This window comes from Sphingopyxis italica (assembly GCF_011926545.1).
Lineage (GTDB): Bacteria > Pseudomonadota > Alphaproteobacteria > Sphingomonadales > Sphingomonadaceae > Sphingopyxis > Sphingopyxis italica.
The window spans coordinates 1,050,256-1,073,143 of sequence record NZ_JAATIT010000001.1; the positions used below are offsets into that span (position 1 = coordinate 1,050,256).

Annotated in this window: 20 protein-coding genes and 1 pseudogene; 10 read left to right on the top strand and 11 right to left on the bottom strand. The window is 65.6% G+C overall.

All coding sequences use genetic code 11. The features are described from left to right. Positions 1 to 499 precede the first annotated feature (499 nt). The 3 genes from GGR90_RS04660 to GGR90_RS04670 form a co-directional block, all read right to left on the bottom strand. A complete protein-coding gene (locus GGR90_RS04660; RefSeq protein ID WP_167919741.1) occupies positions 500 to 2,089 on the bottom strand; it encodes an MDR family MFS transporter in 1,590 nt (529 codons plus the stop codon). Positions 2,090 to 2,276: 187 nt separating this feature from the next. Next, positions 2,277 to 3,398 (bottom strand): HlyD family secretion protein, encoded by a 1,122-nt coding sequence (locus GGR90_RS04665; protein WP_167919743.1) that lies wholly within the window; start codon positions 3,396 to 3,398, stop codon positions 2,277 to 2,279. Further along, positions 3,398 to 3,844: a MarR family winged helix-turn-helix transcriptional regulator gene (locus GGR90_RS04670; RefSeq protein ID WP_167919745.1), complete on the bottom strand. Its 447-nt coding sequence runs from the start codon at positions 3,842 to 3,844 to the stop codon at positions 3,398 to 3,400. The genes GGR90_RS04665 and GGR90_RS04670 overlap by 1 nt, the downstream gene beginning before the upstream one ends. 125 nt (positions 3,845 to 3,969) lie before the next feature. On the opposite strand from GGR90_RS04670, the gene GGR90_RS04675 reads away from it, so the two are divergent. The 3 genes from GGR90_RS04675 (at position 3,970) to GGR90_RS04685 (ending at position 7,327) form a co-directional block, all read left to right on the top strand. Then, the gene (locus GGR90_RS04675; protein ID WP_167919747.1) at positions 3,970 to 4,617 is read left to right on the top strand and encodes a 2-hydroxychromene-2-carboxylate isomerase; all 648 of its coding nucleotides are present in this window, start codon (positions 3,970 to 3,972) and stop codon (positions 4,615 to 4,617) included. 43 nt (positions 4,618 to 4,660) lie between these two features. Beyond that, the gene (locus GGR90_RS04680) at positions 4,661 to 5,413 is read left to right on the top strand and encodes an alpha/beta fold hydrolase (RefSeq protein WP_167919749.1); all 753 of its coding nucleotides are present in this window, start codon (positions 4,661 to 4,663) and stop codon (positions 5,411 to 5,413) included. 75 nt (positions 5,414 to 5,488) lie between these two features. Further along, positions 5,489 to 7,327, top strand: a complete 1,839-nt coding sequence (locus GGR90_RS04685) for a M2 family metallopeptidase (RefSeq protein ID WP_167919750.1) — start codon at positions 5,489 to 5,491, stop codon at positions 7,325 to 7,327. Between the two features lie 51 nt (positions 7,328 to 7,378). Here the strand turns inward: GGR90_RS04685 and GGR90_RS04690 are convergent, their stop codons facing one another. Then, complete coding sequence (locus GGR90_RS04690) at positions 7,379 to 7,705, bottom strand: ArsR/SmtB family transcription factor (protein WP_167919751.1); 327 nt, start codon at positions 7,703 to 7,705, stop codon at positions 7,379 to 7,381. 48 nt (positions 7,706 to 7,753) lie between these two features. On the opposite strand from GGR90_RS04690, the gene GGR90_RS04695 reads away from it, so the two are divergent. Next, on the top strand, positions 7,754 to 8,236 hold the full coding sequence (locus GGR90_RS04695) for an SRPBCC family protein (protein WP_167919753.1): 483 nt from the start codon (positions 7,754 to 7,756) through the stop codon (positions 8,234 to 8,236). A gap of 306 nt (positions 8,237 to 8,542) precedes the next feature. On the opposite strand, the gene GGR90_RS04700 is transcribed toward GGR90_RS04695, so the two are convergent. The 5 genes and pseudogenes from GGR90_RS04700 to ffh all read right to left on the bottom strand — a co-directional run bounded on the left by GGR90_RS04700 (position 8,543) and on the right by ffh (position 13,414). Then, positions 8,543 to 10,024: an AMP nucleosidase gene (locus GGR90_RS04700; RefSeq protein WP_167919755.1), complete on the bottom strand. Its 1,482-nt coding sequence runs from the start codon at positions 10,022 to 10,024 to the stop codon at positions 8,543 to 8,545. A gap of 90 nt (positions 10,025 to 10,114) precedes the next feature. Further along, complete coding sequence (locus GGR90_RS04705) at positions 10,115 to 10,597, bottom strand: peroxiredoxin (RefSeq protein WP_167919757.1); 483 nt, start codon at positions 10,595 to 10,597, stop codon at positions 10,115 to 10,117. Between the two features lie 147 nt (positions 10,598 to 10,744). Further along, complete coding sequence (gene rimM / locus GGR90_RS04710) at positions 10,745 to 11,239, bottom strand: ribosome maturation factor RimM (RefSeq protein WP_167919759.1); 495 nt, start codon at positions 11,237 to 11,239, stop codon at positions 10,745 to 10,747. Positions 11,240 to 11,469: 230 nt separating this feature from the next. Then, positions 11,470 to 11,925, bottom strand: a pseudogene (gene rpsP, locus GGR90_RS04715) (30S ribosomal protein S16); the annotation flags it as partial. 40 nt (positions 11,926 to 11,965) lie between these two features. After that, positions 11,966 to 13,414 (bottom strand): signal recognition particle protein, encoded by a 1,449-nt coding sequence (gene ffh, locus GGR90_RS04720; protein ID WP_167919763.1) that lies wholly within the window; start codon positions 13,412 to 13,414, stop codon positions 11,966 to 11,968. A 247-nt stretch (positions 13,415 to 13,661) separates the two neighbouring features. On the opposite strand from ffh, the gene GGR90_RS04725 reads away from it, so the two are divergent. From GGR90_RS04725 to GGR90_RS04750, 6 genes are all read left to right on the top strand, one after another. Next, positions 13,662 to 15,293 (top strand): putative bifunctional diguanylate cyclase/phosphodiesterase, encoded by a 1,632-nt coding sequence (locus GGR90_RS04725; RefSeq protein ID WP_167919765.1) that lies wholly within the window; start codon positions 13,662 to 13,664, stop codon positions 15,291 to 15,293. A 228-nt stretch (positions 15,294 to 15,521) separates the two neighbouring features. Continuing rightward, positions 15,522 to 16,328, top strand: coding sequence for a diaminopimelate epimerase (dapF, locus tag GGR90_RS04730; protein ID WP_167920818.1), 807 nt, complete (start codon positions 15,522 to 15,524; stop codon positions 16,326 to 16,328). After that, positions 16,325 to 17,638: a MiaB/RimO family radical SAM methylthiotransferase gene (locus tag GGR90_RS04735; protein ID WP_167919767.1), complete on the top strand. Its 1,314-nt coding sequence runs from the start codon at positions 16,325 to 16,327 to the stop codon at positions 17,636 to 17,638. The genes dapF and GGR90_RS04735 overlap by 4 nt, the downstream gene beginning before the upstream one ends. Continuing rightward, positions 17,635 to 18,561: a signal recognition particle-docking protein FtsY gene (gene ftsY / locus GGR90_RS04740; protein ID WP_167919769.1), complete on the top strand. Its 927-nt coding sequence runs from the start codon at positions 17,635 to 17,637 to the stop codon at positions 18,559 to 18,561. Before GGR90_RS04735 ends, ftsY begins: the two co-directional genes overlap by 4 nt. Then, positions 18,558 to 19,241, top strand: coding sequence for an inner membrane-spanning protein YciB (locus tag GGR90_RS04745; RefSeq protein WP_209023560.1), 684 nt, complete (start codon positions 18,558 to 18,560; stop codon positions 19,239 to 19,241). Before ftsY ends, GGR90_RS04745 begins: the two co-directional genes overlap by 4 nt. 80 nt (positions 19,242 to 19,321) lie before the next feature. Then, positions 19,322 to 19,894 carry a urate hydroxylase PuuD gene (locus tag GGR90_RS04750; RefSeq protein WP_167919771.1) on the top strand — a complete coding sequence of 191 codons (573 nt, stop codon included), beginning with the start codon at positions 19,322 to 19,324 and terminating at the stop codon, positions 19,892 to 19,894. A 193-nt stretch (positions 19,895 to 20,087) separates the two neighbouring features. Here GGR90_RS04750 and GGR90_RS04755 read toward each other — a convergent pair whose 3' ends face one another. Both GGR90_RS04755 and GGR90_RS04760 read right to left on the bottom strand, forming a co-directional pair. Continuing rightward, a complete protein-coding gene (locus tag GGR90_RS04755) occupies positions 20,088 to 20,639 on the bottom strand; it encodes a gamma carbonic anhydrase family protein (protein ID WP_167919773.1) in 552 nt (183 codons plus the stop codon). Continuing rightward, on the bottom strand, positions 20,636 to 22,888 hold the full coding sequence (locus GGR90_RS04760) for a fused MFS/spermidine synthase (protein ID WP_167919775.1): 2,253 nt from the start codon (positions 22,886 to 22,888) through the stop codon (positions 20,636 to 20,638). Before GGR90_RS04760 ends, GGR90_RS04755 begins: the two co-directional genes overlap by 4 nt.

The following is a 22,888-nucleotide window of genomic DNA, read 5'->3' on the forward strand; positions in this document are numbered from 1 at the left end:
GAAGACGACCGATTGCGGACGACGGTTCTCAAGGATAGACTTTAGCGGCGGCAGCTGGTGCCGCATCAAACGCGGAAAAGATTCGCAATGCAGCTTTCCCGTGGGGTGCGCTCGAAATCTAGCGAAAGCCTCAGTGGCCGGATCTATAATCAGCGGAACGATTCAGGCAGTGGCAGGTGGATTGATCAAAGTATGGAAAAATCCCGTATGCAACCTCTTCAGATGAGAATGGTGATTTCGGTAGCATTAGTGTTGGCCATATATTGGGCAATGGTGTTTTTTGGATTGCCATTTTGGAAAGCTGGAATCATCTCTGGATTGATTTGTGTTCCCATTGCGTACTTCTCAATTAAGCGGAACAAACAATCGTAGCCCCAAACGTCGGAGCAGTCAGACGAAGAAATGGACGGATGGCAGTGTGCTAGTGATGTTGCTTGGAATGCCGCCAAGGACACTGTTGACACGATAACGTCCGCTCCCCACCCCTAAGCAGCCGCTGCTAATGCCCCATATCCGCCGCCGATGCCTTGGGCCCGCCCGGCCGGGGCGGCCTCAGCAACAGCACCAGCGGCACCGACGCCAGCGTCACCCACATCATCAGCCAGAAATCGTCGATATAGGCGACCATCGCCGCCTGTCGGTTGATCTCCGCATTGACCATCGCCATCGCCGCGTCGCCCGCGATGCCGAAGCGGTCGGCGGTCGACGGGTCGAGCAGGCCGACCGAGCTGTTGGTGACATGTGCTGCCAGGTCCTCGTGGCTCGTCTGGATGTTCGCGCCGAGCAGGGTGGTCACGACCGAAATCCCGACCGAGGCACCGATGCTGCGGAACAGGTTGAGCAGGCTCGATCCGTCGGTGCGATACTGCGGCTGGATGGTCGCAAAGGCCATGGTGTTCAAAGGAATGAAGATCAGCCCCATGCCCAGCCCCTGCACCAGCCCGCTGACGATCACCGGCTGCATCCCCATCGTCAGCGACCAGTGACTCATCTGCCACAACGAATAGGCGGCGATCAGCAAACCCGTGCCGACCATCCAGCGCGCGTCGATCTTGCCGAGCAATTGCCCCGCGACCCACATGCTCGCCAGGATTCCGATCCCGCGCAAAGCGAGGACGACGCCGGTATCGATCACCGGCCAGCCGAACAGATTTTGCAGCATCGGCGGCAGCAGCGCCATCGACGCGAACATCACGACGCCGATCACGACCATGAACCCCATCGCGGTGACGAGATTGCGGTCGGCGAGCATCAAGCGGCTGAACAGCGGCGCGCGCGCGGTGAACATATGGACGATGAACATCCACAGACACGAAATGGCGACGCCCAGTTCGATCCAGATTTCGATGCTGTCGAACCAGTCGAGATGCGCGCCGCGATCGAGCATCAGCTGCAATGCCGCGAGTCCCAGCGCGAGCATCGAAAATCCGAACAGGTCGAACCGGCGGGTGGAGGTCCGTGTCCTGGGTAGCAGCGCCCACATCATCGCCAGCGTCAGCAGTCCGACGGGCAGGTTGACGTAAAAGACCCAGCGCCAGTTGACGCTTTCGGTCAGCCAGCCGCCCAATATCGGCCCCAGAATCGGCCCGATCATAATCCCCATGCCCCAGATCGACATCGCGCGCGCATGGCGTTCGGGCGGGTTGATGTCGAGCATCACCGATTGCGACAGTGGCCCGATAAAGGCGGCGCTGATCCCCTGCAGGAAGCGAAAGGCGACCATCTGTTCCAGCGTCTGCGCGGCACCGCACGCCATCGAGGCGATGATGAAACCAACGATGGCCGCCATGAACAATTCGCGCCGCCCGATGCGGTCGGCGAGCCAGCCGGTGATCGGCATCGCGATCGCCGACGCGAGGATATAGCTCGTCAGCACCCACGTCACCGTCTCGCTCGTCGCGCCGAGCGCCGACTGCATGTGCGGGATCGCGACATTGGCGATCGTCGTGTCGAGGATCTGCATGATCGACGCGCCCATGACCGCGACGGTGAGCAGGCCGCGATAGCGCACGCGCTCGTGGAGCGGGATGGAGTCGTCGTCGGGCAGCGCCGCGGCGGCGGAGCGACGGGGGAGCGAGCGGGAGACCATTAGAGCGTCTTTGCCCTCTCCCCTTCAGGGGAGAGGATATGCAGGCTTGCGAGCTTGCTCGCTAGCCGGAGTTGGAGAGGGGAAACAATGCCGCGATCCCCTCTCCAAGCTACGCTAGCTCCTGCGGAGCAAGCTTCGCTATCCTCTCCCCTGAAGGGGAGAGAGCAGGGAGAATGCCGCCTCACCCCTATTCCCCCGAAACCGCACCGCCGCCCGTAAACACCCGCACATCGGCCGACAGCCCCGCGATCATATCGCGCGACGGCTTTTCGTCGAACGCGATGCGCACGGGCACGCGCTGCGTCACCTTGACCCAGTTGCCCGTCGCGTTCTGCGCCGGCAGCACCGAAAATTCGCTGCCCGTGCCCGCGCCGATCGTCAGCACATGGCCGCGCACCGTCAGCCCGGGATAGGCGTCGAAGCTGATCTCGGCGCGCTGGCCGACGCGCATGTCGGCGAGGTCGGTTTCCTTGAAATTGGCTTCGACCCACGGATGCGCGGTGTCGACCAATGTGACGGCGGGCAGTCCCGCGACCATCATCTGGCCGACCTGCAGCCGGTCCGATTGCGCGATGCGCCCCGCGCTCGGCGAACGCACCGTCGTCCGGTCGAGGTTCACCTGCGCCTGCGACCGCTGGACGCGCGCGGCCTCGACCTGCGGGTTGATTCCGCTCGACGGACCCGCGGCGAGCTTGGTGCGCGCTTCGGTGGCGGCGGCTTCGGCCTGACGGACGCGCTCGCGTGCCTGGCTGAGCGCGTGGCGCGATGCGTCATAGGCGGCTTTGGTGGTGAAGCCCTTTTCCATCAGCGCCGCCTGCCGGTCGAAATTCACCTGCGCGAACTTCACGTCCTCGCGCGCCGCGGCGATGTCGACGCTCGACGTGTTCGCGCTCGCCGACAGATTGCCCACCTCGACCTTGGCGGCGTCGATCGCCGCGGTCGCCTGCGCGACGCTCAGCGCATAGGGTTCGCCGTCGATGCGAAAGAGCAATTGCCCCTTCGCGACCTGCTGGCCATCGCGGACGGCAACTTCGGTGATCCGCCCGCCGACCTCGGCCGCGATCGACACCTTGTCCATCTGGACATAGGCATTGTCGGTCGACACCGATCCGCCGCTCGTCAGCCACCAGACGGCACCGCCCGCGATCAGAGCGAGGGGCAGGCCGAACATCAGCAGGCGCGTGCGCCAGCTCGCCTTGGGTGCGGCTTCGGTCGCGGGCGCCGGGTCCGGCAGCGGATCGGCCTTCGGCGCGCGCTTCGGCGGCGTCGCATCTTCGGCTTGCGGGCGGGAAGGGGAGAGCTGGTCCATCAGGCGGTCTCTTTTTCTTTTTGGCAGATGCGGCGGGACAAATTGGCGCGGACGCGTTCGACGAGGTCAATCAGCTGCTCGCGCTCGGCGGCGCTCAGCCCTTCGGTCGCTTCGGCGGTCAGCGCCTCGGCCATTTCGCGCATCCCGTTCAGCAGCGCGCCCGCGCGGGGGGTCAGGTATAGCTGCCACGCGCGGCGGTCGGCGGGGTCGGCGCGACGCTCGACCAGTCCGGCCTCGACGAGCCGGTCGACCATCCGCGACAGCGTGATCGGCTCGACCTCGATCAATTCGGCGAGCGGGCCCTGCCTTATGCCCTCGTGACGCTTGAGGTAGGTGATCAGCCGCCACTGCAGCGCGGTGATGCCGCTATCCTTCGTGCGCGCGTTGAACGCGCGCCGGAAGAGGCGCGCGGTGTCATTCAGCAAGAATCCGATCGTTTCGTTCATAGCGCAGCATATAATAGCAACTGCTACTATATTCAATCGCCCTTCGGGGTTGGCAACTGCCTCGAATATGGTGTAAATTTCTTTACCGTGCTTGCATGGCACTATTTTTCGGGCAGGATGTGGGGATGACTCTGACCGCCGACCTTTTCTGGTCCTTTCGCTCGCCGTACAGCTATCTGGCGATTGCCCGTTATCGCGCGCTCGCCGCGAGCCATGACGTGACGATCAATTTGCGCCCGGTCTATCCGCTCGCAATCCGCCAGCCCGACTTTTTCGAGCGCAATCACCCCAATTGGCTGAGCTACACGATGCGCGACATGATCCGTGTCGCGCAATTTCACGGCATCCCCTTCGGCCCGCCGCGTCCCGACCCGATCGTTCAGGATTTTGCGACGCGCGCGATCGCGGCGGAGCAGCCCTATATTTATCGACTGACGCGGATGGGGCAGGCGGCGGCGCGGCGCGGCAAGGGCCTGGCCTTTGCGCATGAGGCGGGGCAACTGATCTGGGGCGGCGCGCAGGACTGGCATATCGGCGATCATCTCGCGGACGCCGCGCGCCGCGCCGGGCTCGACCTCGCCGAACTCGATGAAGAGGCGGCGCGCGACGCCGAGGCGCTCGACAATGAAATCGCCGGCAATCAGGTCGCGCTTGAAATCGCGGGTCATTGGGGCGTGCCGACGCTGGTGTTCGAAGGCGAACCCTTTTTCGGGCAGGACCGGATCGAGATGGCGAAGTGGCGCATGGAACAAAAGGGACTGCGCCCGCGCTGATCGGCGCTTGCCCGATGGCATGTCGAGAAGGCATAGCCGTCGCATGACGAGCGAACCGAAGTTTTTCGAAGCGCGCGACGGCGTGCGGCTGGCGTGGCACGAGACGGGCGAAGGCGCCCCGATCATCCTGCTCCACGGGCTCTTCTCGAACGCCGAGGTCAACTGGATCAAATTCGGTACGGCGGCGCGCGTCGCGCGCGAAGGCTATCACGTGATCATGCCCGATCTCCGCGCGCATGGATCGAGCGACGCGCCGCACGAGGAGGAGCATTATCCGTCCGATGTGCTGGTGCACGATCTGGAAGATATGGTCGCGCACCTCGGTCTGACCGAATTCGACCTCGGCGGCTTCTCGCTCGGCGCGCGGACGAGCGCGCGCGCGGTCGTTGCGGGAATGAAGCCGCGGCGGCTGATCCTCGGCGGGATGGGCCTCGCGGGGCTTGCCGGCTGGCAGCGGCGCGGGCGCTTCTTCAAGCGGGTGATCGCCGAATATGAAAGCGCGAAACGCGGCGACGACACCTGGCTGTCGATCCAGTTCATGAAGACGATGAAGGTCGATCGCATCGCGGCGGGGCATCTGCTCGACAGCTTCACCGACACGACGCCGGAGATGCTGGCGGCGCTGACGATGCCCGTGCTCGTCGTCTGCGGCGAACAGGACCAGGACAATGGTTCGGCCGAAGAACTGGTCGGGGCCTTGCCCGACGCACGGCTTGCGACGATTCCGGGGACGCACATGTCGAGCGTGACGCAGCCCGAGCTCGGCGAGGCGATCGCGGCCTTTCTCACGGCTTGACCGGACTCGCCGCAAGCGCCTAGCTGTTCTCATTGCGCCGCAGAGCGCTGAAATAACATTCCAGAGGACGCACCCATGAAAGCCATGATTTCGACGCTGTCGCTTGCCCTGTCGCTCGCGGTGGCGGCCCCCGCCTTTGCGCAAACCGCACCCGCCGCCGCCCCTGCCGCCGCCCCCACCGCTGCCGACGCCGACACCTTCATCGCCGGGGTCGAGAAGGATCTGTTCGACTATACGGTCGAGGCGAGCCAGGTGAACTGGGTCAATTCGACCTATATCACCGAGGATACCGACGCGATGGCGGCGCGGATCAACGCGGTCGGCACCGAAAAGTCGGTCAAATATGCGCTCGAGGCCGCGAAATATATGAATGTCGCGGGGCTCAGCGCCGACACCAGGCGCAAGCTCGACATATTGCGCAACGGCATCGTGCTGCCCGCGCCGACGACGCCGGGCGCCGCGACCGAACTCAACCAGATCGCGACCGACCTGCAGTCGCAATATGGCAAGGGCCGCGGCACGCTGAACGGCAAGGAAATTTCGGGCTCGGACATCGAGGCCGAGATGGGCAATCTCGAGAACACGCCGGCGCAATTCGCCGAAATGTGGACGAGCTGGCACGACAAGGTCGGCGCGCCGATGAAGGACGATTATGCGCGCATGGTCAGTATCGCCAACGAAGGCGCGAAGGAACTGGGCTTCGCCGACACCGGCGCGATGTGGCGCTCGGGTTACGACATGCCGCCCGAGGAGTTCGCCCAGCTGACCGAGAAGATCTGGCAGGACATGAAGCCGCTTTATGTCGCGCTCCACACCTATGTCCGCTGGAAACTCAACGAGAAATATGGCGACGCGGTGCAGCCCAGGACCGGCCCGATCCGCGCCGATCTGCTCGGCAATATGTGGGCGCAGGAATGGGGCAATATCTACCCGCTCGTCGCACCCGCGGGGACCGGCGACCTTGGTTATGACATCGGCGACCTGCTGACCGCGCAGGGCAAGACCCCGCTCGACATGGTGAAGGCGGGCGAGAATTTCTATTCGTCGCTCGGCATGGCGCCGCTGCCCGAAACCTTCTGGAAGCGCAGCCAGTTCCTGAAGCCCGCCGACCGCGAGGTCGTGTGCCACGCCTCGGCGTGGGATGTCGACAACAAGGACGATATCCGCATCAAGATGTGCATCAAGGTGAATGCCGACGACTTCATCACCATCCACCACGAGCTCGGCCACAATTATTACCAGCGCGCCTATAACAAGCAGCCGTTCCTCTATTTGAACGGCGCGAACGACGGCTTCCACGAGGCGATCGGCGATTTCGTCGCGTTGTCGATCACCCCGCAATATCTCGTCGACATCGGCCTGCTCGACAAGGCGAAGGTGCCGAGCGCCGACAAGGATATCGGCCTGCTGCTGCGGCAGGCGATGGACAAGGTCGCCTTCCTGCCCTTCGGCCTGCTCGTCGACCGCTGGCGCTGGGGCGTCTTCGACGGCACGATCCAGCCCGCCGATTACAACAAGGCGTGGACCGAGCTGCGCACGCAATATCAGGGCATCGTCCCCCCGGGCGAACGGCCGGCGAATGCGTTCGACGCGGGCGCGAAATTCCATATCCCGGGCAACACGCCCTACACGCGCTATTTCCTTGCGCGCGTGCTGCAGTTCCAATTCTATCAGGCGGCGTGCAAGCAGGCGGGCTGGAAGGGGCCGCTTCACCGCTGCTCCTTCTACGGCAACAAGGAAGTCGGCGCGAAATTGAACGCGATGCTCGAAATGGGCGCGTCGAAGCCGTGGCCCGATGCGCTCCAGGCCTTCACCGGCAGCCGCGAGATGTCGGGCAAGGCGATGGCCGACTATTTCGCGCCGCTGAAGACATGGCTCGACGAACAGAACAAGGGCAAACCGCAGGGCTGGTAAGCCGGGGTCGATCCCGAATGAAAGGCCGGGGTGGCGACGCCCCGGCCTTTTTTATTGCGCCTCGACCGCCTGTTTGAAGCGTGCCAGCCGCGCGCTCGCCGCCGCCGCGTGCGGGCCGATCCAGCGGTCGTGGATGTCCTGGATCGGCACCGCGTTGAGGTGGTTCCAGCGGGTGCGGCCACGGCGCTCGGCGATGACGAGGCCGGCCTCCTCCAGCACTTTCAAATGCTGCATCACCGTACAACGGTCGATGTCGGCAAAATGGCCGCACAGCGCGCCGGTCGTCAGCGGCTGGTCCTTGAGATCGTCCAATATCTGGCGCCGGATCGGCGAGGCGAGCGCCTTGAACGTCGCGTCGAACTGGTCGTGAATTGACATGTTATATAAATATAACATAAAAAGAGGCGACTCAAGCGGAGAATGGACATGGAACTGAAATTCAGGGTCGCGGCGCGGATCGCGAAGCCGGTGCACGACGTGTTCGAGGCGGTTGCCGATCCGGCTAAACTGTCGCATTATTTCACGACGGGCGGCGCCAAGGGCCGGCTCGAGACCGGCGCGACGGTGGAGTGGGACTTCCACGATTTTCCCGGCGCCTTTCCGGTCTGGGTGATCGAGGTGGTCGAGGACGAGAAGATCGTTCTCGAATGGCAAGCGAGCGAAGGCGAGCCCCACAATGTCGAGGGCGGCGAGCAGAAGGACAGCGATTATCGCACCAAGGTGACGATGCGCTTCAAGTCGCTCGACGACGGGCGCACGCTCGTCGAGATCGCCGAAGAGGGCTGGCGCGAGAATCAGGGCGCGCTCAGCGCCTCCTACGGCAATTGCCAGGGCTGGTCGCAGATGCTCTGCGCGCTGAAAGCGTGGATCGAGCACGGCATCAACCTGCGCGAGGGCATGTATGTTTGAGGTGCGCTGGCGCCTTCCTGGTTGAATGTCGGCTTTGGGGGCGGTGAGCGGACAGGCCAAAGATTCGTCATTCCCGCGAAAGCGGGAACCCAGCGCGGGATCAGCCTACGCGCGCTCTGGATCCCCGCTTTCGCGGGGACGACGATGTAAGAGACGGCAACAAACGGTCGTTTTCTGCCGCTCCTCTCTCTCCGTTCGTGTCGAGCGAAGTCGAGACACCCATCGAACTTGCGCCACCCCGATGGGCATCTCGACTTCGCTCGATGCGAACGGATTGGGTTAAGTTGTTGTGTCTATTATCGGCCGTTACCGGAACGGCGGCTCGTTGAAGGCGCGCAATTTCCGGCTATGCAGCTTGGCGCCCTCGTCGCGCATCGTCTCGCACGCGCGGATGCCGATCTGGAGGTGCGCGGCGATCGCTTCCTCATAGAAGCGGTTCGCCTGTCCGGGCAGCTTGAGTTCGCCGTGGAGCGGCTTGTCGCTGACGCAGAGCAAGGTGCCGTAGGGGACGCGGAAGCGGTAGCCCTGCGCCGCGATCGTCGCGCTTTCCATATCGATGCCGATCGCGCGCGATTGCGAAAAGCGCAGCGCGCTGTCGGTGTAGCGCAGTTCCCAGTTGCGGTCGTCGGTGGTGACGACGGTGCCGGTGCGCATCCGTTTTTTAAGGTCGGCGCCGGTCGCGCCCGATACCGTTTCGGCGGCGGTCGCGAGCGCGACCTGCACTTCGGCGATCGGCGGGATCGGGATCGCGACCGGCAGCACCGCGTCGAGGATATGATCGTCGCGAAGATAGGCGTGCGCGAGCACATAATCGCCGATGCGCTGGCTGGGGCGCAACCCGCCGCAGTGGCCGATCATCAGCCACGCCTCGGGCCGCAACACCGCGAGATGGTCGCAGATCGTCTTGGCGTTCGACGGGCCGACGCCGATGTTGACGAGCGTGATGCCGCCGCCATCGGGCGCGATGAGGTGATAGGCGGGCATCTGGTGCCGCCGCCAGGCGCTGTCGGCGACGAGCGCGCTCGCGTTGACGCCGGGCTGGTCCACGTAAAGCCCCGCGGCGCCGGCGAGCGCGGTGTAGCGCCCTTGGCCGACCTGCGCGCCCGCCCAGGCGACGAATTCGTCGACATAGCGGTGGTAGTTGGTGAACAGGATGTAGCGTTGAAAATGTTCGGGCGCGGTGCCGGTGTAATGACGGAGGCGCGCGAGCGAGAAGTCGGTGCGCAGCGCGTCGAACAGCGCGAGCGGCTGCGATGCGGTCGGATCCGCGCCGAACAGGCCGTCGGCGAGCTCGTCGCCGATGTCGGCCAATTCCGTGGTCGGGAAATGGCGCGCAAGTTCGAGCGGGGTGACGCCGCCCATGTCCGACCCGTCGCTGGCGTCGAGCACATAGGGGAAGGGAATCTGCTGCCCCGTATGCTTCACCTCGAGCGTGATGTCATAGTGGCGCGCGAGGAGCATCAGCTGGTCGCGGAGATAGTCGGCGAAGAGGTCGGGGCGCGTCACCGTGGTTTCGAAGACGCCCGCGCGTTCGAAGCGGCCGAAGGAGAGATTATGCCCCTTCTGTCCCTCGCGCTGTTCGCCGGTGGTGGTGAGCCGGATCGCCGGATAGTCGAACAGACCCTTCGCGGCGGCGTCGGCGGGCGGCAGCGTGCGATCGCGGACATAGGCGGCGATGGCGAATTTGAGATTGGTGACCGACGTGCGGAACGCGGTTTGAAGTTCGGCGATGATGTCGTCGACGAGCGCGGTGGGGTCGGTTGGGTCTTGCGATGAGTTGGATGTCATCGCGTCGCTGTTGCATGAAAATGTGACAAAAGGGAAGGGCTGGTGGGAAAGCTCCTCCCCATCGCGCAGCGTTGGGGAGGATCCAGGCTTTTACAGCTGTTCGAGCATATGGTCGGCGCTCGACACCTTGAATTCGCCCGGGGCCTCGACATTGAGCTGTTCGACGACGCCGTCGTTGACGATCATCGAGAAACGCTGGCCGCGCTTGCCCATGCCGAAGGCGGTGCCGTCCATGGTCAGGCCCACGGCGTCGGCGAAGGCGCCATTGCCGTCGGCGAGCATGGTGACGGCCTCGCCGGCATTGGCATTCTTGCTCCACGCGCCCATCACGAAGGCGTCGTTGACCGCGGTGCAGACGATCTCGTCGACGCCCTTGGCCTTGAGATCCTCGGCCTTGTCGACGAAGCCTGGCAGATGCTTGGCCGAGCAGGTCGGCGTGAAAGCGCCGGGGACCGAGAAGAGCGCAACCCTGCGGCCCTTGAAATAATCGGCGGTATTGACCTGCTCGGGTCCGTTTTCGGTGACCTTCACAAAGGTCGCGTCGGGGAGCTTGTCTCCGGTCTGGATCGTCATGGTCGGCATCCTTTCGCTTGAGGGGATTTCGGTCGCGCCGACATCGGGTGCGCCGGTCGCCAAGTCAAGGATGAGCAAGGACGGGGTGGTCATTTGGCGGGGGCGACGGATTGTATTAACGACCGCCCACCATCCCAAGGCGGGGCGCTATTCGACGAACGCCGCTTCCACCGTCACGCCGTCGGCGTTCCATGCCGGCACCGCGCGCGCATTCATCGGCACCATGAAGCGTTTGCCGCCCGGTTTCTCGATTTCGAGGATGTCGCCCGCGCCGAAATTCTCGACCGCGGCGACATGGCCGATCGCGGCGCCGTCGGTCGACACGCACGGCAGGCCGAGCAGGTCGTGGTGATAATATTCGCCTTCGCCCAAGGCGGGCAGCGCCGAGCGCGGGACGGTGAGCAACGTGCCACGCAGCGTCTCGGCGGCGCCGCGGTCGGTGATTTCGACGAAAGTAGCGACCGCGCCCTGATTGGCGGGGCGCACCGATTTCAGGGTCAGCTTGCGGTCGCCAGCCTCGAAAACGGAAAAGGCGCGGAGAGCCTCCGCGCCTTCGCCGAACAATTTGAGGCGCACCTCGCCCCGCACCCCATGCGCGCCGGCGATGGCGGCGAGGGTGACGGGGCGATTCGCGTCGGCCAAGGTTAACCTTCGGCCTTTTCTTCGCCGGCTTCTTCGGCGGGCGCTTCTTCGGCAACCGGGGCTTCTTCGGCTTCGACAACCGGGCCGCCTTCGGCGACTTCCTCGGCGATCGCGGTCGCGTCTTCGGCGGTCGCGTTGGCCGGGGTCTCGTCGGCGACGGCTTCGGCAACCGCTTCGGCGGTTTCTTCGCTCTTCACCGAACCGGTCGCGTCCGACTCAGCGGCTGCGGGCGCAGCGGCTTCTTCAGCAGCGGGCGCTTCTTCGGCGGCCACTTCCGGAGCGGCTTCTTCGACCGCTTCGGGCTCGGGCGCCGGAGCGGCGGCAGCGGCGGCGGCGGCTTCTTCGGCGTCAGCCAGCTTCTGGGCCTTTTCCTCGGCGCGTTCCTTGGCCTTTTCGCCCGGGACGGCCTTGTTCGGGTTGTTGCGCGCGGCGCGTTCCTGGACGCCCGCGGCGTCGAGGAAGCGGGCGACGCGGTCGCTCGGCTGGGCGCCGACGCTCAGCCAATGCTTCGCGCGGTCGGCGTCGAGCTTCACGCGCTCGGGATTGTCCTTGGCGAGCAGCGGGTTGTAGCTGCCGATGCGCTCGATGAAGCGGCCGTCGCGCGGGCTGCGCGAATCGGCGACGACGATCTTGTAATAAGGACGCTTTTTCGAACCGCCGCGTGCGAGGCGAATGGAGGTAGCCATGATATTTTCCTTCAGAGTTTAATGTTTAAATTCGGATCGACTATTTCTTTTTATTCATAAGGTTGGCGAGCTCGGGCGGGATAGATCCGCCTCCGCCGAGACCGGGGAGGCCACCGCCGCCACCCATACCACCCATTCCGGGAATGCCGCCGCCCTTGCCGAACAGCGCGCCGAGGCCCTTGAGCCCGCCCATCTTGCGGATCTTCTTCATCGCGCTGGCCATTTCCTGGTGCATTTTGAGCACCTTGTTGACCTGCTGCACCGTCGTGCCCGAGCCGTTCGCGATGCGGATCTTGCGCTTCGCGGTCAGGATTTCGGGCTTCGCGCGCTCCTTGGGAGTCATCGATCCCATGATCGCGTCGAAATGAATGAGCATCTTGTCGTCGGCGGCGCCGGCGGCCATCTGCGCCTGCGCCTTCTTGATGCCGGGGATCATGCCCGCGAGCGCGCCGAGGCCGCCCATGCGGCGCATCTGGTTCAATTGGGTGCGCAGATCGTTGAGGTCGAAGAGGCCCTTCGCCATCTTCGCCGCCATCGCCTCGGCCTCTTCGACCTGGATCGTTTCAGCGGCGCGTTCGACGAGGCTGACGACGTCGCCCATGCCGAGGATGCGGCCCGCGATGCGCGACGGCTGGAAGAGTTCGAGCCCGTCGAGCTTTTCGCCCGTGCCCGCGAATTTGATCGGTTTGCCGGTGACCGCGCGCATCGAGAGCGCGGCACCGCCGCGCGCGTCGCCGTCCATGCGGGTGAGCACGACGCCGGTGAGCGGCACCTGGTCGGTGAAACGCTGTGCGACCTGCACCGCGTCCTGCCCGGTCAGGCTGTCGACGACGAGCAACGTTTCGGCGGGGTTGGCGGTGCGCGACACCGCCTGCATCTCGTCCATCAGCTGCTGGTCGACGTGGAGACGGCCCGCGGTGTCGAGCATCAGCACGTCATAGCCCTGAAGCTTTGCCGCCTGCATCGCGCGCTGCGCGATCTCGACCGGCTGCTGGCCCGCGACGATCGGCAGGGTCGCGACGTCGATCTGGGTACCGAGGACGGCGAGCTGTTCCTGCGCGGCGGGGCGGTTGACGTCGAGCGACGCCATCAGCACCTTCTTGCGCTCCTTTTCCTTGAGCCGCTTCGCGATCTTCGCGGTCGTCGTCGTCTTGCCCGAGCCCTGCAAGCCGACCATCATAATCACGGCGGGCGGGGTGACGGCGAGTTCGAGCTCGGCGGTTTCGGAGCCGAGCATTTCGGTCAGCGCGTCGCTGACGATCTTGACGACCTGCTGGCCCGGGGTGACCGAGCGCAGGACGTTCTGGCCGATCGCGAGTTCGGTGACCTGATCGACGAAGCTGCGCACGACGGGCAGCGCGACGTCGGCTTCGAGCAGGGCGATTCGCACTTCGCGCATCGCGGCGCGCACGTCGGCCTCGGTCAGCGCGCCGCGGCCGCGGAGCTTTCCGAAAACATCGCCAAGCCGATTGCTCAGACTGTCGAACATGCGCCTCAAATCCTTGTTACGAGGCCCGCAACGCAAAACACGCCGGTGAGCGAAACCTCGCCAACCAGCGGTATCCGTGGACAGTGTTTCCGTCGCGGACGTCGATATGCCCGAACGCAAAATGCGCGCGGACGCGGCGGCCTCTACACAAATGGGCATGCAAAGGCAAGGCGGGCCCTTCGAAGCGCACTTAACCCAAATTTCACCGCTTCGACCGTATCAGGCCCGCGAGGGTGGGACCATATATATGACATCGACGCCGAAGCCATTCGACCGCAGCGAGGGCGCCAAACGCGACATCATCGCGGGCGGCATCGTCGTCGCCGCGATCCTGCTGTTCGTCGGCACGGGCAGCACCGTCATGCAGGCGGCCGTCCGCGCGCTGATCGGCATCGGCGGGGGGCCCGACCGCGCGCTCGCGACGGCGCTGGTGCTCAACATTGCGCTGATCCTCTTCGGCTGGCGCCGCTACAAGGATCTCAACCGCGAGATCGTCGAGCGCACCGAAGCCGAACAGCGTGCGCGCTACCTTGCCGACACCGACCCGCTGACGGGCTTCCTTAACCGCCGCGCGCTGCTCGCCGCGGGGCAGCGGATGATCGCGGGCGCCGCCGCCGAAAAACGCCAGGTCGCGCTATTCCTGCTCGATCTCGACCATTTCAAGACCGTCAACGACATTCACGGCCACGCCGCGGGCGACCGCGTGTTGCAGGTCGCCGCCGAACGCATCTCGGCCGTCCTGCCGCCCACCGCGACCAAGGCGCGGCTCGGCGGCGACGAATTCGTCGCGATGCTCGCCTTCGAACCCGCGGCGCGCGCCGACATCGACGCGCTTGCCGCCGAACTGGTGACGGCGCTCGACAATATGATCACCCACGACGCGCAGCAGATCCGGATCGGCGCTTCGCTCGGCATCGCGCTCGCCCATGATGCGAGCATGACGATGGAAACGATGGTCCGCCAGGCCGACATCGCGATGTATCATTGCAAGGACGAGGGCCGAAACCGCTTCTGCTGGTTCGAGGCCGGGATGGAAATGGCGGTGCAGGTGCGCAATCAGATCGAAACCGGCATTCGCGAAGGCATGCCGCGCGGCGAGTTCATTCCGCACTTCGAACCGCAAGTCGACATCGCGAGCGGGCGGCTGATCGGTTTCGAGATGCTGATGCGCTGGGAATCGCCCGAATATGGCATGATCCCGCCCGAACGCTTCATTCCGGTCGCCGAGGAAAGCGGGCTGATCGGCGAATTGTCGCTGCAAGTGATCCGCGAGGCGATGGAGATCGCCAAACGCTGGGACCCGTCGATCATGCTCGCGGTCAATATTTCGCCGCAGCAGCTGAAGGATCCATGGTTCAGCCAGAAGCTGACCAAGCTGCTCGTCGAAACGGGCTTCCCCGCCGCGCAGCTCGAGGTCGAGATCACCGAAAGTTCGCTGTTCGAGAATCTGCCGCTGGTGCGCTCGATCGTCACCAGTCTCAAGAATCAGGGCGTCTCGCTCGCTCTCGACGATTTCGGCACCGGCTACAGCTCGCTGTCGCACCTCCGTGCGCTGCCGTTCGACCGGATCAAGATCGACCGCAGCTTCATCGCCGCGATGCGCGGCAGCCCCGATGCGCAGGCGATCGTCGTCGCGATCGTGCGGCTGGGCGAAAGCCTGGCGATGCCGATCACCGCCGAGGGGGTCGAGGACGAGGCGACCGCGATCGAACTGACGCGGCTTGGCTGCTCGAAGGGCCAGGGCTGGCATTTCGGCCGCGCCGCATCGGCCGCCGACACCGACCGCCTGCTCGCCGAACGCGGCCTGCTGCGCGCGCCGATGGTGCCGCCGGTTGGGCCCGACGCGAGCGAGGAAGCGCCGCTGCGCAAGAGGGCGTGATTCTCCCCTCCCCCTCGATGGGGGAGGCAGCGAGACTTGCCAGCTTGCTGGCTAGTCGACGCGGTGGGCGCGCGCTCGCGCCCCGACGCGCCGGTCCAATGCCGCACCGTCACCCCCATCCAACTCCGCCTAGCCGCTTTGCGGCAAGGCTGCGTATCCTTCCCCCATCAAGGGGGAAGGTCTTATGCCTCGCTAGACTTCGCGGCCCCCCGCCCCTAAATGCGCCCTATGGCAGACCGCTTCACCAAGATGCACGGCCTCGGCAACGACTTCGTCGTAATTGACGCGCGCGTGGCTAGCGTCGAGATGACGCCGGCGCGCGCGCATGCGATCGCCGACCGGCGGCACGGCATCGGGTGCGACCAGTTGATCCTGCTCGAACCGTCAGCGAGCGCCGACGTGAAGATGCGCATCTTCAACGCCGATGGCGGCGAGGTCGAGGCGTGCGGCAATGCGACGCGTTGTGTCGCGACGCTGATCGGCAAGCCCGCGGTGATCGAGACGCTGGGCGGGATGCTGCGCGTCACACCCGCCGATGGCGGCGCCGAAGTGACGCTGGGCGAGCCCGCGTTCGAATGGGAGCAGATCCCGCTCGCGATGCCGATGGACACGCGCGACATGCCCGTCGCGTGGGACGAGCTGGAGCATGGCGCCGCGGTCAATGTTGGCAATCCGCACATCGTCTTTTTCGTGCCCGAGGCCGACGCCGTCGCGCTGGGCGAGCTCGGCCCGCGGATCGAGACCGACCCGCTGTTTCCCGAACGCGTCAACGTCAATGTCGCGAGCCTCGACGGCGAAAACCAGCTGCAGCTGCGCGTCTGGGAGCGCGGCGTCGGGCTGACGCAGGCGTGCGGCACCGGTGCGTGCGCGACCGCCGTCGCAGCGATCCGCGCGGGGCTGGTGCAATCGCCGGTGACCATATCGCTGCCCGGCGGCGACCTTGTCATCCGCTGGGCGCCGGGCGCGCCGATCGTGATGAGCGGCGCCGCGACGCGCGTGTACGAAGGCGAGACCGACTGGGCGCAATTCGGATGACCGCAGCCCTCGCCGACCGCCAGAAGGTCGTCAATTTCGGTTGCCGGCTGAACATCGCCGAGGGCGAGGCCATCCGGTCCGCCGTCGAGGCGGCGGGCGCGGAAGGCATGATCGTCTTCAACAGCTGTGCGGTGACCGACGAGGCGGTGCGGCAGGCGCGACAGGCGGTGCGGCGCGCGTTGCGCGAGCGGCCGGGCGCCGAAGTGGTGGTGACGGGGTGCGCGGCGGAGCTTGAGGGTGAGGCCTTTGCCGCGATGGGCGCGCGGGTGGTGCGTAATGACGCCAAGGGATTGGCGAAGAGCTATCGTCCGATTTCTCCCTTGCTCCCCCGCGAAGGCGGGGGCCCATCTCCTGCCGGCGCTATTTCGAACCCACCGGAGATGGGTCCCCGCCTTCGCGGGGACACGGGAGTTTATTCGCCCGCACTCTCGGGCGCCAACCATGCGCGGGCGTTTCTTGGCGTCCAGACGGGTTGCTCGCACAGCTGCACCTTCTGTGCGACAGTAATGGCGCGGGGCGAAGCACGCTCCGCGACGATCGATGCCGTGCTCGATGCCGCGCGCACCGCCCTCGACCGCGGCCAGCGCGAGATCGTGCTGACCGGGGTCGATCTTGCGAGCTATGGCGACGACAGCGGCACGACACTCGCCGCGCTCGTCGAGGCGTTGCTGACGCTGCCGATCGAGCGCCTCCGCCTCTCGTCGCTCGACCCGGACCGGATCGACGACGCGCTCTTCGCGTTGCTGACGCAGGAAAAGCGCGTGATGCCGCACGTACACCTGTCGTTGCAGGCGGGCGATGATATGGTGCTGACGCGGATGAAGCGCCGCCACCGCCGCGCCGACGCCGTCGCCCTGATCGAGCGGTTGAAGGCGGCGCGCGCCGATATCGCGATCGGCGCCGACCTGATCGCGGGTTTTCCGACCGAGGACGCGGCGATGTTCGCGAACTCGCTGGCGCTGATCGACGATTGCGACATCGTCTTCGGCCACATCTTTCCCTACAGCCCGCGCGCCGGCACCCCCGCCGCGCGGATGCCGCAGGTCGGCCGGGCCATCGCGCGCGAGCGCGCCGCGACGCTGCGCGAAGCCAATGCGCGGCGGCGGCAGGACTGGCTGGGCACGCAGGTCGGCCGCGCCGCGTCGATGCTCGTCGAGCGCGACGGCGTCAGCGGCCACGCCGAGAATTTCGCCGCCGTGGCGCTGACCGCCCCCGCGGTCGCCGGCACCATCATCGACGTGCGCCTGATCGCGCGCGACGGCGACCGCATGATCGCCGCCCCCACCCAAGCAAAGGAAATCGCCGCATGACCGGCCAAAGCTGGAGCGAACGGCTGCTCGGCGGATTTCGCCGCACCTCCGAACGGCTCGGCGAAAATCTCGCCGGACTGACCGGCAAGTCGCGGCTCGACGACGACGATCTCGACCGCATCGAGGAAGCGCTGATCACCGCCGACCTCGGCCCCGCGATGGCCGAGCGGATTCGCGACCGGCTCGCCGCGCGGCGCGATGCCGTGGCGGGCGGCATCGAGGAGTTGCGCAAGATCGTCGCCGACGAGATCGCGGCGGTGCTTCGCCCGGTCGCCGAACCGCTCGACATCGACGCCTTTCCGCGCCCGCAGGTCATCCTCGTGATCGGGGTCAACGGTTCGGGCAAGACGACCACCATCGCCAAGCTCGCGCACCTGTTCCAGGAACAGGATTATGGCGTCATGCTCGTCGCGGGCGACACCTTCCGCGCCGCGGCGATCGGGCAATTGAAGGTCTGGGCCGAGCGGCTCGGCGTGCCGATCATGGCGGGGCCCGAGGGCGGCGACAGCGCGGGCATCGTGTTCGATGCGGTCAAGCAGGCGACCGCGACGGGCATCGATGTGCTGATCGTCGACACCGCCGGGCGGCTCCAGAACAAGCGCGAGCTGATGGACGAGCTCGCCAAGATCAAGCGCGTGCTCGGCCGCCTCAACCCCGCCGCGCCGCACGACGTCGTGCTCGTGCTCGACGCGACGACGGGGCAGAATGCGCTGTCGCAGATCGACGTGTTCCGCGAGGTCGCGGGCGTGACCGGCCTCGTGATGACCAAGCTCGACGGCACCGCGCGCGGCGGCGTGCTGGTTTCGGCGGCCGAGCGCCACGGCCTTCCGATCCATGCGATCGGGATCGGCGAAACCATCGACGACCTTCGCCCGTTCGACGCCGATGAGATCGCGGGCATCATTGCAGGAAATATACGATGAGCGACGTCCTCCCCAGCGGTCCCGAGCCGGTTCCGGCGCCGCCCCCGGCCCCCTCGTCTTCTGGGCATGGCTGGCTCAATTTCGTGATCGATTTCGGGCCTTTGCTCGTCTTTTTCCTCGCCTACAAACTCTCCTCGGGCGGTGAAGGCGCGTTCGCGGCGACGACCGCGGCGATCAAGGGCACGGTCGCCTTCATGGTCGCGATCGTCATCGCGATGGCGGTGTCGAAGTGGAAGCTCGGCAAGATTTCGCCGATGCTGTGGATGTCGAGCATCCTCGTGATCGGCTTCGGTGCGCTGACGATCTGGTTTCACGACGAACGTTTCATCGTGATGAAGCCGACGATCATCTATGCCGCTTTCGCCGTGCTGCTGCTCGGCGGTTACTGGTTCAAGCGGCCGATGCTCAAATATCTGCTCCAGTCGGCGCTCGAGGGGCTGACCGAAAGGGGCTGGCTGCTGCTCTCGCGCAACTGGGGGCTGTTCTTCGCCGCGCTCGGTATCGCCAACCATGCGATGTACGAGATGATCCAGGTGAAGCAGATGAGTTTCGACCTTTGGCTGACGATCAAGGTCTGGGGCGTCACCGCGCTGTCCTTCCTGTTCACGCTGAGCCAGGTTCCGGTGATGCTGAAGAACGGGCTGGCCGTTTCCGAAGAGGCAGCTGACAAGCAAGCTTGAGCCAATCCCCCGTCGCTGGCATATCGGCGGCACCGGCGCCGGTCCATAACGGCCGCCGAGACAAAAGAGGGGGAACTGCCATGGACAAGTTTTTCGGAAATCTGCACGCCGTATTGGGCACCGGCCTGGTGCTCGCGGTCATCCTGATGCTGTGCCTAAACGGCCAGAATTTCGAGGACGGCATCGCCGCGGGCAACGCGATCATGCGCTGGCTCCACACCTTCTTCGGCGTGCTGTGGATCGGCCTGCTCTATTATTTCAATTTCGTCCAGATGCCGACGATGCCCAAGATTCCGGCCGAGCTGAAAGCCGGCGTGTCGAAGCATATCGCGCCGGCCGCGCTCTTCTGGTTCCGCTGGGCGGCGCTGATCACCGTGCTGCTGGGGATCGCGGTCGCGGGGCACGCCAAATATCTGGCGCCGGCGCTGGGGATGCAGGAACCCTACAGGCTGATCGGCGTCGGCATGTGGCTGGGCCTGATCATGGCGTTCAACGTCTGGTTCCTGATCTGGCCGAACCAGAAAAAGGTGCTGGGGATCGTCGAGGCCGACGACGCGGCCAAAGCGAAGGCGGCGCGGACCGCGATGATCTTTTCGCGGACCAACACCTTGCTGTCGATCCCGATGCTCTATGCGATGGTGAATTTCAGCTAAGCCGGCTGGCGATGCTTAACGAAAGGGCGCTTCGGGAAACCGGAGCGCCTTTTTTCCGTTCGTGTCGAGCGAAGTCGAGACACCCATCGACTTGGCGCTGGCCCGAGGGGCATCTCGACTTCGACCGCAGGTCGAAGTTTATCCTGAGCGCCTGCCAGGGCAGTCGAAGGGCTCGATGCGAACGGGTTTTGATCTAGCCTTGATCGATCGCCGCCTTGTGCATGCGGCCGTTCATCACATAATGCGCCACGCCCATCTGCATTCCCGCGGCCTGCGCGTCGCCGATCTCGCGCACGCGGCGCGCGGGCGATCCCGCCCAGAGTTCGCGGTCTGGGATTTCCTTATTCTCGGTCAGCAGCGCGCCCGCGGCGAGCATCGCGTCGCTGCCGATGCGGCACCCGTTCATCACCGTCGCTTTCAGGCCGACGAACGCGCGGTCGGCGAGCGTGCAGCCGTGGACCATCGCGAGGTGGCCGATCAGCACATCCTCGCCGATGATCGTCGGAAAGCCTTCGGGACGATGCGGCATCGGGCCGTCGCAGTGGACGACGCTGCCGTCCTGGATGTTCGAGCGCGCGCCGACGACGATATGGCTGACGTCGGCGCGCAGCACGCAATTATACCAGATGCTGACGTCGGGTCCGATGGTCACATCGCCGATGATCCGGCAGCCGGGCGCGATGAAGGCGCTTGGGTCGATCCGCGGCGTCTTGCCATTGACGCTGATGATGCTGACGTCGTTCATTCGTCGCGGCCTCCGATGATATTCTTCCAGATGAGGACCGGCAGCGTCGAGGCATAATCGTCGGTCCAGCGGGTGAAACCGGCGCGCGCTTCGAGCGGCACCCAGGCGCCGTCCTCATAACTATCCTTGCGCGGGCGGATGCCGCCGGTCAATTGCCGCATCCGTTCGGGCGTCGCGGTCAGCGCGACCCAGTTCGAACCCGTCAGGTCGCCATATTCGTCGCCGGCCGGACCCGGGTCCAAGCGGATCGCCGCGGTCCAGCCGCGCGCCTTCGCCTCCGCCGCGAGCACGGGTTCGAGCCCGAAGAAGCGGTTCGAGATATGGATGAGCAAAATGCCGTCGGGTTGCAGCGCGCGCGCGTAAATGCCGATCGCTTCCTTCGTCAGCAGATGGAGCGGGATCGCGTCCGACGAAAAGGCGTCGATGACGATGATGTCGAAGTGGCCGGCCGGCTGGTCGGCGATCCGGAGCCGCGCGTCGCCGATGACGATCGGCGCGCCCGGCGCGCAGTCGGAGAGGAAGGTGAATTTTTCGGGATCGCGCGCGATGTCGACCATCACCGGATCGATCTCGAAGATCGTCCAGTCCTGCCCCGGCTTGCGGTAACAGGCGAGCGTCCCCGCCCCGAGCCCGACGATGCCGATCGACGCATCGGGTCCCGCGAGCGCCTCGGCCTTGTCCAGCGTCAGGCCGACGCCGGACTGATGGCCGTAATAGGTCGTCGGATCGCGCCGGTGTTCGGCGTCGGTGCGCTGCAGCCCGTGGAGCGTCGTGCCATGCGCGAGGCGGCGCTGGTTCGTTTGGGGATAGTCGGTGACGGTATAGACGCCGAAATAGCTGCGCACGCGCGCGCCGGTGAAGCTTTCCTGGATCGTGTCCCAGCCGCCGACCCCGATCATCAGCAGCGCGAGCACCGACACAAAGGCCCAGCGCCAGCCGATGACGAGCATGCCGATGACGAAGATCGCGATGCCCCAGCCCGCGACCGTGCCGTCGAGCCGGCCGGTCCATTGATCGACCATGTGCCAGCTCGCAAAGGCAGCGATCACGACAAGCAGCACCGTCACGGCGCGCGTCGTCTTCGCCTCGAGCCCTAGCCATTTGTCCCACGGGAAGAGCGCGGGGAGCGGGATCAGCATCGCGGCGGCGAGAATCAGCAGCGGATGTTCATAGACCCAGTCGAAGATCAGCGGCGCGAACAGCGCCGCGAACAGCCCGCCGAGCACGCCGCCCGCCGACATCACGAGGTAGAAGAGCGTCAGATGCTGCGCGCCGGGGCGGAGATGATAGAGATAGCCGTGGAGCGCGACCGCGACGATGAAGAGCATCGCGAGGCTGGCGAGCGCGACCATCATCGACCCGCCGCCCGAACTCAGCAGCCCGAGCCCGCCGACCGCGAGCAGCACGACCGGTGCGAGCAATGTGACGATCTGCGTCGGGCGCGCGAAGGTCGAAAAGGCGATGACGAAGCTCAGGAGGTAAAGCCCGAGCGGCAGCACCCAGAGCAAGGGCATCGCGACGATATCGGTGGTGAGATGCGTCGTCGTCGACAGCATCAGCCCCGACGGTACCGCGGCGATCAGCAGCCAGTGCAACTGCCGCCGCAACGTCGGGCGCGGTTCGTCGGTGACGGCGGCATGGGCCTCGGCACCGCCATGCCAGCGTGCCGCCGCCGCGCCCGCGACGAGCAGGACGAGCAGCGCATAGCCCGCGGTCCAGCCCCAGCTTTGCGCGGCGAGCGGCATCGTCGGCTCGACGAGCGCCGGATAGCTGATGAGCCCGGCAAAGCTGCCGAGGTTCGACGCGGCGTAGAGATAATAAGGGTCGCCCGCGCGAGAATCGGCGGCGAACCAGCGTTGCATCAGCGGCGCCTGCGCCGACACGACGAAAAAGACCGGACCGATCGAGGCGAGCAGCAGCAGCGGCACCCACAGCGCCTCTTGTCCCGGCCCCGGCGGCGCGATCTCGGCGATGCCGATGGGGAGCCACAAGGCCGCGACGACGAACAGCGCGAGATGAATCGTCGCCTGCCGCCGCACCGTGAAGCGGCCGAGCCAATGCGCATAGGCATAACCGCCGAGCAGCAGCGCCTGATAGACGAGCATCGCGCTGTTCCACACCGCCGGCGCGCCGCCGAGCTTGGGCAGCACCATCCGCGCGACCATCGGCTGGACGAGGAAGAGGAGGAAGCTGCCGACGAGGATCGTCAGCACGAACAGCCAACGGCGCGGCGATGGAGAAGCGGTCAT

Excerpts from the sequence above, each read along its gene's own strand:
- GGR90_RS04705 (WP_167919757.1), bottom strand. The coding sequence starts at position 10,597 with ATGACGATCCAGACCGGAGACAAGCTCCCCGACGCGACCTTTGTGAAG.
- ftsY (WP_167919769.1), top strand. The coding sequence starts at position 17,635 with ATGACCGGCCAAAGCTGGAGCGAACGGCTGCTCGGCGGATTTCGCCGC.
- GGR90_RS04695 (WP_167919753.1), top strand. The coding sequence starts at position 7,754 with ATGGAACTGAAATTCAGGGTCGCGGCGCGGATCGCGAAGCCGGTGCAC.
- GGR90_RS04700 (WP_167919755.1), bottom strand. The coding sequence starts at position 10,024 with ATGACATCCAACTCATCGCAAGACCCAACCGACCCCACCGCGCTCGTC.
- dapF (WP_167920818.1), top strand. The coding sequence starts at position 15,522 with ATGGCAGACCGCTTCACCAAGATGCACGGCCTCGGCAACGACTTCGTC.
- GGR90_RS04725 (WP_167919765.1), top strand. The coding sequence starts at position 13,662 with ATGACATCGACGCCGAAGCCATTCGACCGCAGCGAGGGCGCCAAACGC.
- GGR90_RS04735 (WP_167919767.1), top strand. The coding sequence starts at position 16,325 with ATGACCGCAGCCCTCGCCGACCGCCAGAAGGTCGTCAATTTCGGTTGC.
- GGR90_RS04665 (WP_167919743.1), bottom strand. The coding sequence starts at position 3,398 with ATGGACCAGCTCTCCCCTTCCCGCCCGCAAGCCGAAGATGCGACGCCG.
- GGR90_RS04685 (WP_167919750.1), top strand. The coding sequence starts at position 5,489 with ATGAAAGCCATGATTTCGACGCTGTCGCTTGCCCTGTCGCTCGCGGTG.
- GGR90_RS04760 (WP_167919775.1), bottom strand. The coding sequence starts at position 22,888 with ATGACCGCTTCTCCATCGCCGCGCCGTTGGCTGTTCGTGCTGACGATC.
- ffh (WP_167919763.1), bottom strand. The coding sequence starts at position 13,414 with ATGTTCGACAGTCTGAGCAATCGGCTTGGCGATGTTTTCGGAAAGCTC.
- GGR90_RS04755 (WP_167919773.1), bottom strand. The coding sequence starts at position 20,639 with ATGAACGACGTCAGCATCATCAGCGTCAATGGCAAGACGCCGCGGATC.
- GGR90_RS04675 (WP_167919747.1), top strand. The coding sequence starts at position 3,970 with ATGACTCTGACCGCCGACCTTTTCTGGTCCTTTCGCTCGCCGTACAGC.
- GGR90_RS04750 (WP_167919771.1), top strand. The coding sequence starts at position 19,322 with ATGGACAAGTTTTTCGGAAATCTGCACGCCGTATTGGGCACCGGCCTG.
- GGR90_RS04660 (WP_167919741.1), bottom strand. The coding sequence starts at position 2,089 with ATGGTCTCCCGCTCGCTCCCCCGTCGCTCCGCCGCCGCGGCGCTGCCC.
- GGR90_RS04690 (WP_167919751.1), bottom strand. The coding sequence starts at position 7,705 with ATGTCAATTCACGACCAGTTCGACGCGACGTTCAAGGCGCTCGCCTCG.
- GGR90_RS04670 (WP_167919745.1), bottom strand. The coding sequence starts at position 3,844 with ATGAACGAAACGATCGGATTCTTGCTGAATGACACCGCGCGCCTCTTC.
- GGR90_RS04680 (WP_167919749.1), top strand. The coding sequence starts at position 4,661 with ATGACGAGCGAACCGAAGTTTTTCGAAGCGCGCGACGGCGTGCGGCTG.
- GGR90_RS04745 (WP_209023560.1), top strand. The coding sequence starts at position 18,558 with ATGAGCGACGTCCTCCCCAGCGGTCCCGAGCCGGTTCCGGCGCCGCCC.